This is a genomic window from Microbacterium sp. NFH-22A-Y (genome assembly GCF_021401375.1).
Classification (GTDB): Bacteria; Actinomycetota; Actinomycetes; order Actinomycetales; family Microbacteriaceae; genus Microbacterium; species Microbacterium hominis.
This window is the reverse complement of sequence record NZ_JACBGF010000002.1, coordinates 685281-702778: the sequence shown is the minus strand read 5'-3', so window position 1 is coordinate 702778 and position 17498 is coordinate 685281. Positions and strand designations below refer to the sequence as shown.

14 protein-coding genes and 1 tRNA gene are annotated in these 17498 nt (G+C 70.8%); 5 read left to right on the top strand and 10 right to left on the bottom strand.

The genetic code is table 11. From position 1 onward, the window contains the following. Nucleotides 1-10: 10 nt before the first annotated feature. The 5 genes from ligD to L0965_RS09130 all read right to left on the bottom strand — a co-directional run bounded on the left by ligD (nt 11) and on the right by L0965_RS09130 (nt 6571). Nucleotides 11-1021 (bottom strand): non-homologous end-joining DNA ligase, encoded by a 1011-nt coding sequence (gene ligD, locus L0965_RS09150; protein ID WP_101306817.1) that lies wholly within the window; start codon nt 1019-1021, stop codon nt 11-13. 144 nt (nt 1022-1165) lie between these two features. Beyond that, nucleotides 1166-2176 carry an SseB family protein gene (locus L0965_RS09145; protein ID WP_101306818.1) on the bottom strand — a complete coding sequence of 337 codons (1011 nt, stop codon included), beginning with the start codon at nt 2174-2176 and terminating at the stop codon, nt 1166-1168. A gap of 57 nt (nt 2177-2233) precedes the next feature. Next, nucleotides 2234-4651 (bottom strand): ATP-dependent helicase, encoded by a 2418-nt coding sequence (locus L0965_RS09140; protein ID WP_101306819.1) that lies wholly within the window; start codon nt 4649-4651, stop codon nt 2234-2236. A gap of 47 nt (nt 4652-4698) precedes the next feature. Continuing rightward, nucleotides 4699-5358, bottom strand: coding sequence for a response regulator transcription factor (locus L0965_RS09135; protein WP_101306820.1), 660 nt, complete (start codon nt 5356-5358; stop codon nt 4699-4701). After that, nucleotides 5351-6571, bottom strand: a complete 1221-nt coding sequence (locus tag L0965_RS09130; protein WP_232783931.1) for an ATP-binding protein — start codon at nt 6569-6571, stop codon at nt 5351-5353. Before L0965_RS09130 ends, L0965_RS09135 begins: the two co-directional genes overlap by 8 nt. A 107-nt stretch (nt 6572-6678) precedes the next feature. On the opposite strand from L0965_RS09130, the gene L0965_RS09125 reads away from it, so the two are divergent. From L0965_RS09125 to L0965_RS09110, 4 genes are all read left to right on the top strand, one after another. Further along, nucleotides 6679-8349 (top strand): PspC domain-containing protein, encoded by a 1671-nt coding sequence (locus L0965_RS09125; RefSeq protein WP_101306822.1) that lies wholly within the window; start codon nt 6679-6681, stop codon nt 8347-8349. Further along, complete coding sequence (locus tag L0965_RS09120; RefSeq protein WP_101306823.1) at nt 8346-8669, top strand: hypothetical protein; 324 nt, start codon at nt 8346-8348, stop codon at nt 8667-8669. Before L0965_RS09125 ends, L0965_RS09120 begins: the two co-directional genes overlap by 4 nt. A 29-nt stretch (nt 8670-8698) precedes the next feature. Next, nucleotides 8699-9097: a YccF domain-containing protein gene (locus L0965_RS09115; protein ID WP_060960343.1), complete on the top strand. Its 399-nt coding sequence runs from the start codon at nt 8699-8701 to the stop codon at nt 9095-9097. Between the two features lie 111 nt (nt 9098-9208). Further along, nucleotides 9209-9281 (top strand) — tRNA-Met (locus L0965_RS09110). A 191-nt stretch (nt 9282-9472) separates the two neighbouring features. Here the strand turns inward: L0965_RS09110 and L0965_RS09105 are convergent. Both L0965_RS09105 and L0965_RS09100 read right to left on the bottom strand, forming a co-directional pair. Next, nucleotides 9473-10309: a GSU2403 family nucleotidyltransferase fold protein gene (locus tag L0965_RS09105; RefSeq protein WP_101306824.1), complete on the bottom strand. Its 837-nt coding sequence runs from the start codon at nt 10307-10309 to the stop codon at nt 9473-9475. Then, entirely contained in the window at nt 10309-11298 is a 990-nt protein-coding gene (locus L0965_RS09100; protein WP_157831639.1) for a hypothetical protein, read from the bottom strand. The genes L0965_RS09105 and L0965_RS09100 overlap by 1 nt, the downstream gene beginning before the upstream one ends. Before the next feature lie 422 nt (nt 11299-11720). Between L0965_RS09100 and L0965_RS09095 the strand changes: the two genes are divergently transcribed. Then, nucleotides 11721-12137, top strand: coding sequence for a hypothetical protein (locus tag L0965_RS09095; RefSeq protein WP_101306826.1), 417 nt, complete (start codon nt 11721-11723; stop codon nt 12135-12137). 66 nt (nt 12138-12203) lie between these two features. Here L0965_RS09095 and L0965_RS09090 read toward each other — a convergent pair whose 3' ends face one another. From L0965_RS09090 to L0965_RS09080, 3 genes are all read right to left on the bottom strand, one after another. Then, complete coding sequence (locus L0965_RS09090) at nt 12204-15314, bottom strand: S8 family serine peptidase (protein WP_101306827.1); 3111 nt, start codon at nt 15312-15314, stop codon at nt 12204-12206. 131 nt (nt 15315-15445) lie between these two features. After that, nucleotides 15446-16534 (bottom strand): ABC transporter permease, encoded by a 1089-nt coding sequence (locus tag L0965_RS09085; protein ID WP_101306828.1) that lies wholly within the window; start codon nt 16532-16534, stop codon nt 15446-15448. Continuing rightward, on the bottom strand, nt 16531-17463 hold the full coding sequence (locus L0965_RS09080; protein ID WP_101306829.1) for an ABC transporter ATP-binding protein: 933 nt from the start codon (nt 17461-17463) through the stop codon (nt 16531-16533). Before L0965_RS09080 ends, L0965_RS09085 begins: the two co-directional genes overlap by 4 nt. Nucleotides 17464-17498: the final 35 nt, after the last annotated feature.

Below are 17498 nucleotides of genomic sequence, written 5' to 3'. Positions count from 1 at the left end.
GTGAACCCGCTCAGTCCTTCTTCGCCCGACTCGGCTGCACCCGCGGGGGCTCGCCGGGCATCTTGGGGAACTCCGGCGGGAACGGCAGCTCGCCGAGCCCCGCCTCGAGGTCGCGCTGCCACCACTGGAGCAGCGTGTCGATGCGGCCCGGGGAGCGCTGCAGCCCCTCCCAGGGGTCGCCGATCGCGGCGAGACGCTCCGGGACGGTGCGCACCGTGAACGCCGTGGGATCGACGCCGTCCGCCAGCTCGTCCCACGTGATCGGCGTCGCGACCGTCGCGGACGGGAGAGCGCGCGGACTGTAGGCGCCGGCCATCGTGCGATCGCGGTTGGCCTGGTTGAAGTCGACGAAGATGCGCGCGCCGCGCTCCTCCTTCCACCAGTCCATCGTGACGGCATCCGGCAGCCGTCGGGCGAACTCGCGCCCGGCGGCGATGACGGCGTGCCGCACGTCCAGGAACTCATGGGTCGGCTCGATCGGGCAGAACACGTGGATGCCGCGATTGCCGCTCGTCTTCAGCCACGGCTCGAGCCCGGCCTCGCGCAGCACCTCGCGCAGCGCGGGCGCGACCGCCGCGGCATCCGCGAAGTCGGTGCCCGGCTGGGGGTCGAGGTCGATCCGCAGCTCGACGGGGTTGTCGGTGTCGTTCGCGAGCGAGGCCCACGGATGGAAGACGACCGTGTTCATCTGCACGGCCCACACGATCGCCGCCGCCTCGTCGAGCACGACCTGCGGGTGGCGGCGACCGCTGTTGTACGTGCACATGACCTCGTGCACGTAGTCGGGCGCACCGCGCGGCGGGTTCTTCGAGAAGAAGCGCTCACCGTCGACCGTGTCGGGAAAGCGCTCGAGCGAGACCGGCCGGTGGCCGTTGGCGCGCAGGAACGGCTCCGCGACGGCGAGGAAATACTCGGCGAGCTCGCGCTTGGTGATGCCCGGCTCCGGCCAGATCACGCGGTTCGGGCTCGACAGCGACACCTCTCGGTCGCCGACCTCGATCGTGATGCGCTCCGATGCCATGCCTCGACCCTAGGGGGCGCCCGGCGGCGGCGACAGGGGTCTCCGCGACGGCAGCGGATTCGGATCACTCAACCGGATGCGGACGGCGCGGCGCGCGGCATCCGCATCTGTGTCGCGCCCCCGATTCCGCGAGCGCCCGGGGTGTCAGTCGTCGGCGAGGGCGATCACGCCGGCGAGGGCGGCGCGGTCCAGCTCGATCCAGGGACCGCCGGGGTCGACGACGACGCCGGTCAGACCCGGCTCGGATGCCAGTGCCCGCCCGAGCTGCACGGGCTGCACGGGAAGGGGCCGATCGCCGCGACCGAGGGCGACGACCTCCAGCGGATGCGAGAACACCTCGATGCGTCGCAGTCCCTCGGGGGTCCGCGCCTCGGCGAGCCCCATCCGCCCCTCGGCGTCCGTGCCGCCGGCGACCCAGACGGGAAGGCGCGACAGGGCGTCGGCGACGCGGGCGGGCGTGCTCTCATCGCGCGGTCCGGACAGGAGCGCCTTGATCTCGAAGGTGGGCTCGCTCTCCTCGATGGCGCGGCTGAGCAGCGGCGCGGGAAGGATCACCCGGGCACCCGGCGTGGCGTGGTCGAGGTAGATGCCGTCGTACCCGCCGGCAACGGCGTTGCGCAGCACCTCGAGCGCGGGCTGGCCGATGACCGAGGTCGACGCACCCCCCTCGGACTCGACGCTGGCCTGCAGCGCGGCACCGCCGCTGAAGGCGAGGAGGAAGCGCTTGCCCTCGAGCGATGCGATCGCGAGGTTGATCTGTTCTCCCGCGGCGAGCAGCGCCTGCACGTCACCCTGCGCGCGGAGGAACAGTTGCCCCTGCAGCGCCTGGCGCATGACGTTCATGATCTCGGTGTTCTGCGGTTCGTCCGACAGCGCCGCGAGAGCCGCCTGCAGCAGCCCGTTGTCGATCAGGCCCGGCACGATCTCTTGAGCCTCGGGCGCGGTCGCGGCGGGGCGGGTCGCCGCCGCGGGCGGGGCGGAGGCGACCGCGGGGTCGGTGCCGAACGTCGAGACGGAGATGCGCACCTCGGGCACCGCTTCGTCCGCGGCCTCGGTCGGCGCGGACGCGTCGGCGGCGGACTCGGCCGGATCGACCGCGGGCGTCGCCGCATCCTCGGTGGTGTCGGATCGGCCGCGACGCGAGAACAGTGCCATGCGTCCGAGCCTAGCCGCGGCGCCCCGACGCTGCCGCCGCGGTCGCGGAGCGCTGCGCTACAGCTTCTCGATCGGCGCGATCTTGATCAGCAGCTTCTTCTGGCCGGCCCGATCGAATCTCACGTGCGCGACGCGCTTCGCGCCCTCGCCCGTGATCTGGTCGACGCGCCCCTCACCGAAGTCCTCGTGGCGGATGCGGTCACCGGGAGCGAGCTCCATGTCGCCGTTGTCGCGCACCTTCGCCGGAATGCGGTTCGTGAACTTGGTCAGGTCGCCCGCCGGCTTCTCGCGTCGCGGCAGGGGGACGAGATCGTCGCCGTAGCGCGATCCGCCCGATCCGCCGAAACCGCCGCCCGGACGCCGCGCGTTGAGCGCGCGCGAGGGGCCGCCGCCGCGGGAGTTGATGTCTCCGGGCGACTGCCGCCAGTCGATGAGCTCGTGCGGGATCTCCTGCAGGAACCGGCTGGGCATCGCGACCGAGACCTCGCCGAACTGGGCGCGCGTCATCGCGAGCGACAGGTGCAGCCGCTTGCGGGCGCGGGTCAGGGCGACGTAGAACAGGCGCCGCTCCTCCTGCGGGCCGCCCGGCTCGCCGGCCGAGATCCGGTGCGGGATCAGATCCTCCTCGACGCCCGTGACGAACACGGCGTCGTACTCCAGCCCCTTCGCCGTGTGCATCGTCATGAGCGACACCGAGCCCGACGCGTCGGCGAGGTCGTCGGCATCCGAGACGAGCGCGACCTCCGTGAGGAAGTCGAGGATCGTCCCGTCGGGATTGTTGCGCGCGAACTCGCGCGTCACCGCGACGAGCTCGTCGAGGTTCTCGACGCGCGCCTCGTCCTGCGGATCCTTCGACATCCGCAGGGCGTCGAGGTAGCCGCTCTTGCCGAGCAGCAGGTTCAGCCCGTCGGTGACGGAGGTGGGGGGCGGCGCCTCGCCCGAGGCGGGTAAGAGGATGGCGGTCGCCTCGGCGAGCACGGCGTCGAGCTGGGCGATGGCGGCCTGGATCTTCGGCCCGACGCCGAGGGCGGACGCATTGGCCAGCGCATCGCGGAAGGTGATGCCCTCGTCGGCGGCGTAGCGGGCGATGGCCGTCTCGGTGACGTCGCCGATGCCGCGGCGAGGCTTGTTGAGGATGCGGCGGACGCTCAGCTCGTCGGCCGGGTTGGCGACCGCGATCAGATACGCGAGCGCGTCCTTGATCTCGGCACGCTCGTAGAACTTCGTGCCGCCCATGATCTTGTACGGCACCGCCGCGCGGATGAAGATCTCTTCCAGCGCACGGGACTGCGAGTTGGTGCGGTAGAAGACGGCCATCTCGCCGTAGGCGAGTCCCGCGCGATGCAGGGCCTCGACCTCGTCAGCGACGAACTGCGCCTCGTCGTGCTGGGAGTAGCCGGTGAAGCCGACGATCTTCTCCCCCGCGCCGACGTCGGTCCACAGCTTCTTGTCTTTGCGGTCGAAGTTGTTGCTGATGACGGCGTTGGCGGCGGTGAGGATGTTCTGGGTCGACCGGTAGTTCTGCTCGAGGAGCACGACCTTCGCGCCCGGATAGTCGCGTTCGAACTCGGTGATGTTGCGGATGTCAGCGCCGCGGAAGGCGTAGATCGACTGGTCGGAGTCGCCGACCACGGTCAGCGAGGCGCCGTCGGTCTCGTCGAGCAGCGCCCCGACGTCTTCGATGGGGCGGGTGAGCTCGTGGATGAGCGCGTACTGCGCGTGGTTCGTGTCCTGGTACTCGTCGACCAGGATGTGCCGGAACCGGCGCCGGTACGTGTCGGCGACGTGCGGGAAGGCGCGGAACAGATACACCGTCTGCGCGATGAGGTCGTCGAAGTCGAAGGCGTTGGCGCGCTGCAGCGAGCGCTGATAGTCGGCGAAGATCTCCGCGAACAGACGCTCGGCGGGGTCGCTCATGTTGGCCGTGCGGGCGAAGGACTCGGCATCCGCGAGCTCGTTCTTGAGCTTCGAGATGCGGCTCTGCACGGATGCCGGGGTCAGGCCGAACGCGTCGGCCTCGTACTGCTTGACCAGACGTTTGACGAGCGCCCGAGAGTCGCCCGAGTCGTAGATGGTGAAGCTCTTGGTGAAGCCGAACTGGTCGGCCTCGCGGCGGAGGATACGCACGCACGCGGAGTGGAACGTCGAGATCCACATCCCCTGCGCGGTGTCGCCGATGAGCTGCCGCACGCGCTCGCGCATCTCGCCGGCGGCCTTGTTGGTGAAGGTGATCGCGAGGATCTGACTCGGCCACGCCTCGCGGCCGCGCAGCAGCGAGGCGATGCGGCGCGTGAGCACGCTGGTCTTGCCCGATCCGGCGCCGGCGACGATGAGGAGCGCCTGTCCGCGATAGATGACCGCTTCGCGCTGCGGGGGGTTGAGCCCGGCCAGGAGGTCGTCGTCGACGCGCGCCCCCGTGCCGCGCGCGGCATCCGTGGGCATGCCGACGATGACGGGCTTGATCGGGTCGCTCATATCCCGACAAGTCTAGGTCGCGGCTCCGACACCGCAGGCGCCGCGCGTCACAGCAGGCGCCGCTGAGAGGCCCACACCGTCAGCTCGTGCCGCGACGACAGCTGCAGCTTCCGCAGCACCGCCGAGACGTGGGTCTCGACCGTCTTGATCGAGATGAACAGTGCGCTCGCGACCTCCTTGTACGCGTAGCCGCGGGCGATGAGGCGCATCACCTCCTGCTCGCGGGTCGACAGCCGGTCGAGCTCGTCATCGACGGCGGCGGTCTCGCCGGCGACGGCTCCGAACGCGTCGAGCACGAACCCCGCGAGCCGCGGCGAGAACACGGCGTCGCCGTCGGCGACGGCGCGGGCGGCACGGCTCACTTCGGCGCCCGACGACCCTTTCGTGATGTAGCCGCGCGCTCCGGCGCGGATCACGCGCACGACGTCCTCGGCCGCGTCGGAAACGCTCAACGCCAGAAAGCGGGTCGACACCCCGGCAGAGCCACGAATGACGTCCTCGCCGCCCGTCGCGTCGTCGCCGCGTCCCCCGGGCAGGTGCACATCGAGCAGCACGACGTCCGGCTGCGTCTCGGCGACGACGGCGATCGCCGTCGGCACGTCCGCCGCCTCCCCGACCACCGCGACGTCGTCGTCGAGATCGCTGCGCAGACCCGAGCGGAAGATCGAGTGGTCGTCGACGATGACCACGCGGATGCCGTCAGCCACGAGCGTTGCCCTCTGCCGTCGTCGCCCGCAGCTGTACCTCGGTGCCCTCCGGTCCCGACGTCACCGTCGCGGTGCCGCCGAGGCGCCGCATGCGTCCGATCACCGACTGGCGAACGCCGAGCCGGTCGTCCGCCACGTCGTCGAGAACGAAACCCGGCCCCCGGTCGCGGACGAAGACGTCGACGCCGTCGGCGCGCCCTTCGATGTAGACGGAGACGTCGCCGCCGGCGTGGCGCGCCGCATTCAGCATCGCTTCCCGTGCCGCCGCCGCGATCTCGCCGCTCGCGCGCTCATTCGAGATCCCTGCGGCGACCACGTCGATCCGCACCGGGTAGTCGAGCTCGAGCGCGGCGGCGTAGTCGCGAAGGTCGGTGGCGAGGTCGCTGTCGGCCGGCTGATCGCCGTCGTACAGCCAGGCCCGCAGCTCTCGCTCCTGTGCCCGGGCGAGCCGCGCGACGTCGCTCGATGCGCCGCCCCGGTTCTGGATCAGGGCGAGCGTCTGCAGGACAGAATCGTGCAGGTGAGCGGCCATCTCGGCGCGCTGCTCCTCGCGGATGCGCCGGTCGCGCTCACCCGTGAGCTCGCGCCACTTCTCGACGAGAGTCGACGACAGCACCGCGGCGAGCGCGATCAGCGGCACCACGATCAGGAGAGCATCCGCCGCCACGCCGTCGCGGAGGGCGAGGATGGTCACTCCGAACACGGCGAGGAGGATGATCACGGCCGCGGTTCGGACGATCACCGCGTGCCCCGGTCCGCGGAGAGGGTCACGGCGGTCGACCAGCGTCGCCCATGCTCCCGCGGCCGCGGCCGCCGCCGATGCGGCGCCGACGACGGCGGCGAGGTCAGAGCTCGCACGCGAGCCGACGACGGCGAGCGCAGTCAGCGGCAGCAGGATGATCGCGGCGCCGCACGTGAGAATCCAGGCGATCGGCGCCGAGCTCGTGGTCGGCGCGTCTCCGGCGGCGCGGGGCGCGAAGGCCCAGCACCAGGCGTAGAAGAGGATGCCGGCACCTCCGCACAGCGCGAGGACGACCAACAACGCGCGCACCGCGCTCACGGGAGCACCGAGGTGGTGGGCGAGGCCCTCGGCGACGCCGGCGACGACGCACTCACGAGGACGCACGAGCGGCGGCCGAGCCGGCGGCACAGGACGCGGCGCGGGCGCGGTGCGCGCGGCATCCGGGGCGGCGGCGGGCGTCATACGGCCCATCAAACCATCCGCGAGCGCGGCCGTCATCGCCGCAGCTGCAGAGATCAGGGCCGGCTCAGGGGTTCCCCCGATGGTCGGCGCGGCCGCCGCGCCGCGAAGATCGATGCATGACCACCCCACCCGTGGAGCCGCCGCAGACGACCGTGTCGACACAACCTCCTCCTCCCGACACCGACACCGGTGGCCGCGACGCCGGCGACCGCTTCTTCTCGTGGACCGGGGGACTCGGGCTGATCCGCGGCGACGGGTGGATCGGCGGGGTCGCGGCGGGAATCGCGGCGCGCCTGCGGATCGATCCGCTGATCGTCCGCGGCATCCTGGTCGTGGTCGGCCTCTTCGGGTTCCCGGTGATCTTCCTCTACGCGCTGGCCTGGGCGCTCCTGCCCGACCTCGATGGTCGGATTCTGCTGCGCGACGCCCTGCGTCGTCGGTTCGAGCCGGCTCAGATCGGGATTCTCGGTCTGCTGATCCTCGGGCTCATCCCGCTCGGACCGGGAGTCGTCTTCGTCGGCGGCATCCCGCAGTGGATGCTGAGCCCCGGGCTCGGCGGATGGTCTGCGCTGTCCGCGCTGCTGGTGACCGTCGGTCTGGTTCTCGCCGTCGCGCTCCTGTTCATCATCGTGCGCGCGGCGCGTCACTCCGCGCGCTCCGTGTCCCCGGCACCGCCGCAGCAGAGGGCTTCCGCTGCGGATGCATCGCCGGACGCGTCCGCCGTGGCCACCGGTTCGGGTCCGGTCGCCTCCGCGGACCCGCAGGGGACGGATGCCGCCGGCTTCGCGGCATCCTCCCCTGCCTTCCCGTCCCCGGGCACCGCCCCCGACTCCTCGAGCGACGCCGCCCCCGACCTCCGGTCGTCGAGCGGGGCCGGCACGGCCGAGTCGAAAGGCTCTGCACCCGGCGACGACGCCTACGCCGCGTGGCGCGAGCAGCACGCCGCGTGGAAAGTGCAGGACGACGCCTGGCGCCGGCAGCAGCAGGATGCCGATCGTGCCGTCCGCGACCAGGCGCGCCGCGAGCGGCAGGAGCGCGCCACCGCGTTCGCCGCCGAAGCCGCCGAGCGCCGTCGACTGCGGCGTCTGAACTCTCCGCGCACGCCGCTCGCGTTCGTCGGCGTCGCCGTCGGAGTCGCCGTGATCGCGGGTACCGCCACCGCCATCGCTCAGCGCGATGCCCTGGGTGCCGCACGCGGGCTGTTCGTCGCGGGCGTCGTGCTCGGCATGTCGATGGTGGTGGCCGGTGCGCTGCGCCGCCGCAGCGGCTTCCTCGCGTTCGTGACCGTCGTGACGCTGCTCGGCGCGGGCGCAGCGACGGCGGTGCCGATTGCGCAGACGCTTCATATCGGAAGCTACTGGATCGCTGTGGGCGATGCTTCGCAGCCGGGCACCTCGGCATCGGACCCGTTCGTGCAGACGTGGGGCGACCTCGTCATCGCGACACAGGACACCGGCCTCGATGGCGCCGCCTTCGTCGAGAAGAAGTCGGGGAACACCCGCGTTCTTCCCGAGCCTCCCGATGACTCTGCCCGGATCGACATAGAGATCACGACACGCGACGCCGCCGTCGACGGCGTCAGCGTGAGCAGTTCCGGTGAGTATTCCTTCTCGCGACTCGACGACATCCCGGGCGTCACGTCCGCTCGACTCCCGGACGGCCGGGTCCGCTACTCGGCTGCGTTCGGCGACCCCGGTTCCCGTACCCATCAGAGGATCGTCATCGAACAGGACGGCGGGTTCGTCACCGTCTTCCTCCCCACGCCCACCACCGGAGGTTCCCGATGACCGAGTACGACACCGTGACCGATCTGACCGCCGCATCCACCGCCGACGAAGAGAACACGACTCTCGACGCGATGCCGCAGCCTCGCATCCGCTGGGCGGGGATCGTCTGGGGCCTCGTGTTCGTGGCGGTCGCCATGGTCGGTGCCGCACTGACATGGGCACCCGGCGCGCTCGACGATCTCGCGACGATCGTGCCGCAGCTGGACGCCGCCACGCTCGTCGCCGGCACGCTCATGGCGCTCGGCGCGCTCGCCCTGATCTGCGGACTCGTAGGACTGCTCCGTCACGCGCAGGGCGCGGCGGCCCGGCGCCGCGTGTAGCCCCGCCCGGTTGCGGCGACAATGGACCCATGCGCACGATCCTCAACATCGTCTGGATCATCTTCGCCGGCTTCTGGCTGTTCGTCGGCTACGTGATCGCCGGGGTGGTGCTGTGCATCCCGATCATCACGATCCCGTGGGCGATCGCCTCGTTCCGCACCGCCGGCTACGTCATCTGGCCGTTCGGACGCACGATCGTGCCGAAGCCCACCGCGGGCGTGGGGTCCTTCCTCGGCAACGTCGTCTGGGTGATCCTCGCCGGCTGGTGGCTTGCGATCGGGCACCTCGTCAGCGGCATCGCGCTCTGCATCACCATCATCGGCATCCCGATGGCGATCGCCGACTTCAAGATGATCCCGATCTCGCTCATGCCGCTCGGCAAGGACATCGTGTCGACCCGCCAGGGCGCGTTCGACCGCACGCTGTGATGCGGCGGCCGGAAGCCCGTCACGCGCGGACACATAACGCAAACACAGGTCACACACCTAGCTGCGACGGGCGTGGCGGGTTAGCGTGATGGCGTCCCCACCTCGGGGCATCGCGGCGATCCGGGCGGACCCGGGCACCGGTTCATACCCGGTCGCGTTGCGGGTTCGACTCCCGCCGTCGCGTCGAACTGTGACGGCCCGCTTCCCCTCGGAAACATGGTGGCGAGAAAGAGGCCGGCGTCGCGCTTGGTGCGGAAGCCGCGCTTGTCGGTCTGTCGGTGATCTGGCATCCGGTAGCGGACGCGATATCGCTCGCCCGCCCCGGACTCGTGAGCCTCAACCGCTCCCAGGGCGTGAGGAACGGATCGGTGGCAATCAGCCGTCAGCGTCGCGGTAGGCATCGAGCATCCGACGCGTGAGTTGTTGCATGGCCACGGTGACCTGGGCGGGCGCCTCGATGCCTGACCGGTCCGCCACAGCGAGGTCGATGAGCGGTGAACGACCGGTCAGCTGACCGCCAAGCCAGTCAACCGCCTCCGACACGACGGGTTGCACGATCGGATGCGTCACCTCCAGATCGCGCAAGGATGCGCCGATGGACTCCGCGGAGACGTTTCGGAGCAATCGCAGCAGGTCACCGGCATCCTTGGATGTCACACGATCCTCGCGAGCACCCTCGACTCGTTCCTGAATCTTGATCGCTTTGGCGATCACGAGCGCAGCCGGCCCCGCTACGCGAACCTCTATTGCCCGGGAGTCCTGAGGCTCCAGGGCCGTGAGCGCGACAGGGGCGTTGTCGAAGAGTGCGAGCTCAAGCCCGCGGGTGCGGCGGGCGGTGAGCGGACCGTGCCCCTCGAGCGGCGCGGTGCGCCGCGAACTCAGCGGCATCGCGCCGAGCGGCACCATCAGGTCTACGACGACACCGTCGACGGAGACCCAACTTCCGGGATTGCCCGTCGTATTCGGCGCGAAGCCCGCGTCTGCAAGCGAGCGCGCAATGTCGGGATGCGTGCCGAGCAGCTCGGGGTCGAGCGCAAGATCCGCGTCCGTTGTGTAGGTCGGTCGCGGATCGCCCAGCGGAGCATGGACGTAGACCGCTTGCGCGCCGACGAGCACGATGGCGTCGAGGTGCGGGCCCAACGCTTCGAGCGCGTCCAGCAGGACCCGTCGCGCGGCGACGTACTCGGGACTGACGTTGCCTGCGGCGGGCATCAGACTGTCACTCCCCTGGGCTGGAGCGACGCGAGCTCCTCACCGACTGCAGCGAGGCGCCCGCCTGCTCCGAGCAGGTCGCCGACGATTCGCCACGGCCGCGCGATTTTCCGGGGCTCGCTGCCACCGATCGTCGAGAAGCCTTCATTCAAAGTCAGAAAGTCACATCGAGCGACCAGGACGTTTCCACGTCGATCCGGAGCGAGATCCATCGCACGCTCCACGCCAGCCGCATCGTCGGTGTAAAGCCAGATATCGGAAGCGGGCAGCGGCGCGACCCGTCCTTGTGTCTCGAATTCGATCCCCGCAGCACGAGTACCCGTCAGGGCATAGGTCAGCGCGGATCGCTGCAATCTGTCAAGCGCAATCTCCTCCCCCAAGAGTGAGAAGTATCGAGCCGGCTTGAACGTGGTCTCGAATCCGTAGTCGCGGGCCCAACGCCGCGCCAGCCCCAGCTGATCGGCGACGACGATTGGACCACCGTTGGTGTCCTCGAGCAGTCCCTCTTCACGCAGCAGTTCAACGACGCGACTGACCGTGCCCAATCCGGTTCCGGTCTCACGCGACAGTTCCCTCACCGACGCTGCACGCCGAGTACTGAGCAGCCGGACGATGACCTGCGAAGCCGCCTTACCCTTTAGCGATCGAAGTCGCTGCGGCTGGGCGTCATTGCGCGGTTCGGGGTCACGTGATGCACCGACCCGATCGATCCATACCGCCGGGTCGTCGCTCGAGATGCGCATATTTCCGGTCGCATCCCAGTACGACCACCCGGCTCGAGCGAGTTCGTCACGCACCGGGGGCGAAAGGAACGGCGCGACGATCACCGGCACGCTCCCGGACTGAACGCTCGGTAGCGCTCCGACCTCGACGCGGGATCGCGGCGGAGAGAGCTTTACTTCCACGCTGAGTACAAGCGATGCCCGGCCGAACTGCGCCCGCACCTCTGCGTCGACGACATTGCTGCCGGTTTGGCGCTCGACGATCACCGAACGCGCTCCAGCCGACTCCAGCGCGGCCCTGAATCCGTCTACGAGCGCGTCCGTTCCAGAAAGAGACACGTTCCGCATAAAGTGGAACATAGCAATATATGGAACAGTGGTCAATCTGCGAGCCGGCGATCACAGGCTTAGACCCGTGCCCCGCGGCACTTCTCGCAACCACGAGGGCGTCTCCCCGGCAGGCGATCGAGTCACTTCCCGAGCCGCCCGCGACAGATCCAGCCCGCCCGGCACGTCGCGAGTCCTCGAGCGTCGGCTTAGGACTGCCGCGACGGATCGCTTCGGATCCTCGAACCGCGGATCGCGTAGGGCTTCGCCTCACGCGAGCGTGGACCTCCCCGCGCATTCGCAGGCGCAGGGCCTACCCTCGCTTCATCCGGCATCCGCATCGCCGGCCCGAGGAGGATCTCATGCGCAGAACACCGATCCTGGCCGTGATCGCCCTGGCGGCGCTCGCCCTCACGTCGTGCGGGTCGGGGGCCACCGACCCGGCCGCGGAGTCGCCCGCCGCGTCGGCGTCGAGCCGACCTCCCCTGCAGACGGCCACGCCGGGACCCGTCGGGCCGACGGGCGCTGCCGTGGAGGTGCCGCAGAGCCGCTGGGATGCGATCGTCGCCGATCTGACCGCACGCGGGGTGAAAGGCACCCCGCAGCTCGTGTCCTCCCAGGCCGTGACGTTCAACGACGGCTCTCTCGGGTGCGCGACGCCCGGCCAGAGCTACACGCAGGCGCAGATCGACGGCCTGCGCATCATCGTGAGCGTCGACGGAACGACCTACGACTACCGGTTCGGCCAAGGCGCCGAGCCGAAGCTCTGCACCGCCTGATCCCTGGCCGGGCGCACGACGGAGGGGACGGATGCCGCGGCATCCGTCCCCTCCGTCGTGGCGGGCCTACTTCTTGAGCGGCAGCAGCAGCGCCTCATCGGCGCCGGACTGGTTGTCCATCACGACCACCATCGAGCCGAGCGGCTTCTGCGCCTCGATCTGCTTCGCGTTGAAGCTCACGTCGACACTCGCCGAGCCGCGCTGCGGGACGGTGACATACTGCCCGTTGCTGATCGCCGGAGCGGTCGGGTCGTAGGTCGCCCACCCGTCCACGGCATCCGACGCGTTGTTGGACGCGAAGGTCTCGGCCGTGTACGAGAAGGCACCGGTGATGCCGAGGTCGCTGGCGCGGACCGGCAGCAGCAGCGTGCTGCTGTCGGTGGGCGCCTGCGTGAGGAACCCGGCCGCCGCCAGCTCCTTCGTCTTCGCGTTGACGATGAACACCTCCGAGAGACCGTTCGTGTCTCCGTTGCGCACGGCGCCCGAGTCCGCCGACAGGGCGATCCAGTCGGCCTGGCCGTCGCGATCGGTGTCGATCACGATGTCGTACTCGTTGGCGGCGGCGTTGGACCACCGGTGATGCATGTTCATCGCGAAGACCATCAGGTGATCGTCTCCCTCGGCGAACGACTGCACACCGACGGCACGGATGTCATACCCCGTGTCGGGCAGCGACGCCGCGGCATCCTTCGGGTCCGACAGCCCCCAGGTGTAGACGTCGGCACCGGCCGGAAGTGCCCCGGCGAGGTTGCGCAGCGTCAGCTTCTTGGTGCCGTCGGCGACCTTCTGCTTGCCCCCGAACCACGGACCGTTCGCGGTCGCCTTCACCGTGCTGTCCGCACGGGGGACGAGCAGATACGGAACGCGCAGAGTCGAGTCGGCCGCGCTCAGCACGATGTCGCCGGAGATCTCCGAGAACGCGAACTGATCGGACGCCCCCACAGAGCTCGGCACGTCCTTCGCGGCCGCGGCGACGATGAGCAGCAGCTTCGCCGTTCCCCCCGCCGGCACCGTGATCGACCGGTTCGAGAGGATGATCCGCGCCTTCTTCGACTGCGCCGAGGGCGCCGTCGAGACGTCGTAGCGTACGGCGGTCGGGCCGTCGTTGCGCACGGTGACCGTCTTGACCCCGCCGAAGCCGAGCGGCGACTCCTGGAAGCCGAAGCTCAGCGCCGACTCGCGGGCCCAGCCGCTCTCCGTGCGGAAGGCGTCTCCCGTCGCGGTCACCGTGGTGGCGACCGCCTGCGCCGCGTCGACCATGCCCACGCCGCCGAGAGTCAGGCTCTGGCCGGCGACCTTGTCGGGGTCTGCCGTCGACACGACGGATGCCGCGATCTGCGGAGCCGTCCAGGACGGGTGCGCCTCGGCCGAGAGCGCGGCGACGCCGGCCACGTGCGGGGCGGCCATCGAGGTGCCCGACAGGATGGCGGCGCCGTTGCCCGAGCCGACCGCGGCCGACGAGATCGACACACCGGGGGCGGCGACGTCGGGGCTGATGGCGCTGTCTCCGGACCGCGGACCGGACGAGCTGAACGACGCGTAGCCGCGGAAGCCGGGGTTCGCGATCTGGGTGGCCACGAGGCTCGCCGTGGCGCCGGAGACGAAGACCGGGCCGTTCGAGGACCGCACGCCGAGGAACGGGATCGTCAGATCGAACGCCTCGCCGGTGTCGGGGTTCGCGGTGACGGCACCTTCGTACGGCGGCAGATCGTCGGTCGTGTTGACCATGACGACGGCCGCGGCACCGGCCTGCTGGCCGTAGATCGCCTTCGCGACGCGGGCGCAGGAGCCGCGGTCGACGACCGCGAGCTGCTTGCCGCCCGGCACGATGCCGGCGGCCGTGAAGGCGGCCGCGGAGCAGCCCAGCACGTTGTCGCCCGTCAGACGCACGACCGAGAGATCGCCGAGGCCGTCCAGCGAGGCCCCGTTGGCGTTGATCGCCTCGACGGGGGCGCCGTCGACCGTGACCGTCGCGCCCGGGAAGCCCTCGGCGCTGTCCACGGCGGACACCGAGATGACGCCGTCGCCCGTGCCGGGAGAGCCGGTGAGGTAGGGGTTGTGTCCGGCGTTGCCGGACGAGGCCACGACGACCACACCGGCGCCCACTGCGTTGGCCGCGGCGACGGCGTCGGGGTCGTCGCCCCGGCCGAAGGACGAGCCGAGCGACATGTTCACGACGTCCATGCCGTTGTCGACCGCCCAGTCCAGGGCGGGCACGACGACGTCGGTCGATCCCTCGCAGCCGAAGACGCGCACCGCGTAGAGGTCGACCTGCGGCGCGACGCCGGGGCCGACGCGGAAGGTGTTCGACGGGGTCGTGGTGTCGTAGGGGCCCGGATAGGTCGTGCCGTCGGCGAGGACGCCGGAGCCGCCCGTGGTGCCGGCGACGTGCGAGCCGTGGCCGTTGCAGTCGAGCGGATTGTCGTCGGGGTGCGGCACGGGCTGGTACGACGCGCTGGTCGGGTCGGCGTTGTAGTCGTCGCCGACGAGGTCGATGCCGCCCTTGACGCGCGGGGCGTCGGGGCCGTACAGCGCGGGGTCGGCCGGCTGCGCCGACGTCGCGGCGGCCGCCTGGAACGCCTCGACGGTGCCGGGCCCGCCGAAGGTGGCGTGCGTGTAGTCGATGCCCGTGTCGATGATGGCGACCTTGACGTTCTGGCCCGTGTAGCCCGTGCTCTCCCACACCTGCGGGACGCCGAGGAACGGCACCGACACCGCGTTGTCGACCGAGTAGGTGCGCACCGGGTGCACAGCGACGACGTTCGGCATCGACGCGATGGCGTCGAGCTCGGCCGCGGGCACCTTCGCCTGCAGGCCGTTGTACGCCGACTGCATCTCGGCCTGGACCGACCCGCCCTTGTCCTCGATCGCCGCGCTCACGGGCTCCTGGGCGTCCTTGAGCCGACTCTTGACGTCGCCGCGCTCACCGTCGCTCAGCTCCCGGCCCTGCTCGGCTTCGACGACCGCCACGGGGTCGCCGGTCATCTCCACGACCACCGTCACGAGGCCGTCGGCCCCGATCGCGGCCGACGTGAACGAAGTCGAGACCTTCCCGGCGGATGCCGCGGGCAGGAACCGTGACGAGGGATCGCTGCCGTCGGGAGTGGCCGCGTACGCGGCTGCGGAGGGCAGGAGCAGCGCTAGCGCGCCGGCTGCAGCCAGAATGCGTCGTCGCAAAGGGGGACCGCCTTTCGTGCAGGGGGAGGTGCCACATCGGGGTGTGACGCGGCTGTATGGAGGCTATGCACCCCCTGCATGCGGCGAAAGGAGGATGAGAGGATCCTCATCCATTGGCGCTGCCGCCGCCGTCAGGCGATGCGCGTGCCCGGGGGCAGCTTCCGCGCGGGGGTGCGCGTGCGGGCCCAGGCCCACCACAGCAGCAATGCGGCGAGCGCGATCTGCACCGCCAGTCCGACGAACCAGCTCGGCACCGTGCCGTCGATGACCTGCTGGGGCGAGCGCCGGTCGCCGTCGTCGACGTACATGCGGGGGTCGCAGTCGTCCCAGGTCTGCTCGAGGGACGGCGGCACCTGAGCCGAGCGGACGGAGAGCTTGAGCGAGCCGAACAGGTCGTCCGGGTACCCGTACTCGTTGTAGGTCGTCGGCGTCGCATCGCCGAGGATGACGAAGGGGTTGGCCGACAGCATCCACCAGACGTAGTCGAAGCGCGGCACCCGGTAGGTGCTGGTCGTCCACTCGCCGCACACGATCCGACCCGGATCGTTCCCGCAGTCGTCGCCGCCGTCGCGGCACAGGGGCAGGCCGTCGGGCCCGATCTCGTACGACCGCGTCAGCGAGGTGCCCTCGCTGGCGACGGCGGAGCCGATGAGCCCGAACCCGAGCGGTGTGCCCACGGCGAGCGCGGCGACGACGAGATAGGTCGTCGCCACGGAGAACAGCGGACGGGCCAGCACGCCCGACAGCGCGACGCCGATCGCGGCGATCACGCCGGTCTCCAGGACGAGCACGGCGAGCGACACGACGACCGTCAGCGCGTTCACCCCGCCCGCGAACGTCGAGATCACGAGGAACGGCGCTGCGACCGCGGCGAACGCGAGCCCCGTGATCCACCCCGCGAGGAACTTGCCGAGCAGGATCTCGCCGGCCGTGACCAGCGTGACCTGCACGGGCGCGAGGGTCGCGGCGTCCCGGTCGCCGTTGATGCTGTTGCCGCTGAGGGTGGGCGAGACGAGGAGCACGAGCAGCAGGGTGACGTAGACGACGACGGAGAAGACCCCCGGGCCGCTCTGACCCCACCCGCCGTAGGCGAGGAACGCGAGCGCGGTCACACCGATGAGGACGAGCGCGAAGACCCCGAGTAGCACGTACCACGAGACGGTGCGCACGCGTTGCAGCAGCTCGAGACGGGCGATCGTCCACAGCCGCGCGGCGCTCATGAGCGGTCTCCTTCGAGGTCGAGGAAGGTGTGTTCCAGCATCCCCGTCGCGGCGGCGAACTCCGCCACCGGCAGGCCCGCTCCGACGAGGGCGGCGAGGGCGGATGCCGCGTCCGCGTCGCTCGCGAACGCGACGAGGAGGTCCCGGCGGTCGATCGGCACGAGCGCGGCGTCGAGTCCCAGGGTCTGCGCCACCGGGAGCACCGCCGCCGTCGCGTCGCGGTCGGCCAGCCGGATGCGCCAGGAGCGCTGACGCGTCGCCGCCGCGGCGACGCGGTCGCCGGCGACCGTGGATCCCTCGACGAGGAACACGGCATCGTCGACCACCTCCTCCAGCTCCGAGAGGATGTGGCTGGAGAGGAGGATGGTGCGCCCGTCGGCCGCGAGACGGCGCAGCAGCACGCGCAGATCGATACGCGCCTGTGGGTCCAGACCCGACGCCGGCTCGTCCAGGAGCAGCACCTGCGGGTCGTGCACGAGCGCCCGCGCGAGCCCCAGCCGCTGCTTCTGGCCCCGCGACAGCACCCGTGCGGGGGCGTCGGCGAGCGCGGACAGCCCCACCTCGGCGAGCAGGCGGGCGGCACCCTCGCGCGCCGGGTCGGGTTCGATGCCGTACAGGCGCGCCGTCATCGTCAGCGTCTCCCGGGCCGTCAGCGACGGCCAGGCGCCGAGCGCGTCCGGCATCCACCCGAGCACCGCGCGGGCCGACGCCGGGTCGGCGACCGGGTCGATCCCGCCGATGCGGATGGTGCCGGCATCCGGCGCCAGCAGCGACGCCAGCATCAGCATCAGGGTGGTCTTGCCGGAGCCGTTGGGGCCCACGAGACCCGTCACGGCGCCGGCGCGGGCGTCGAAGGAGACGTCGCGCACCGCGTGGACGGCGCCGAACGAGCGGCGCACCCCGGTGACGACGATGCCGGAAGGGCTCATGCCCTCACCCTATGCGGTCGCTGTGGAGGCACACC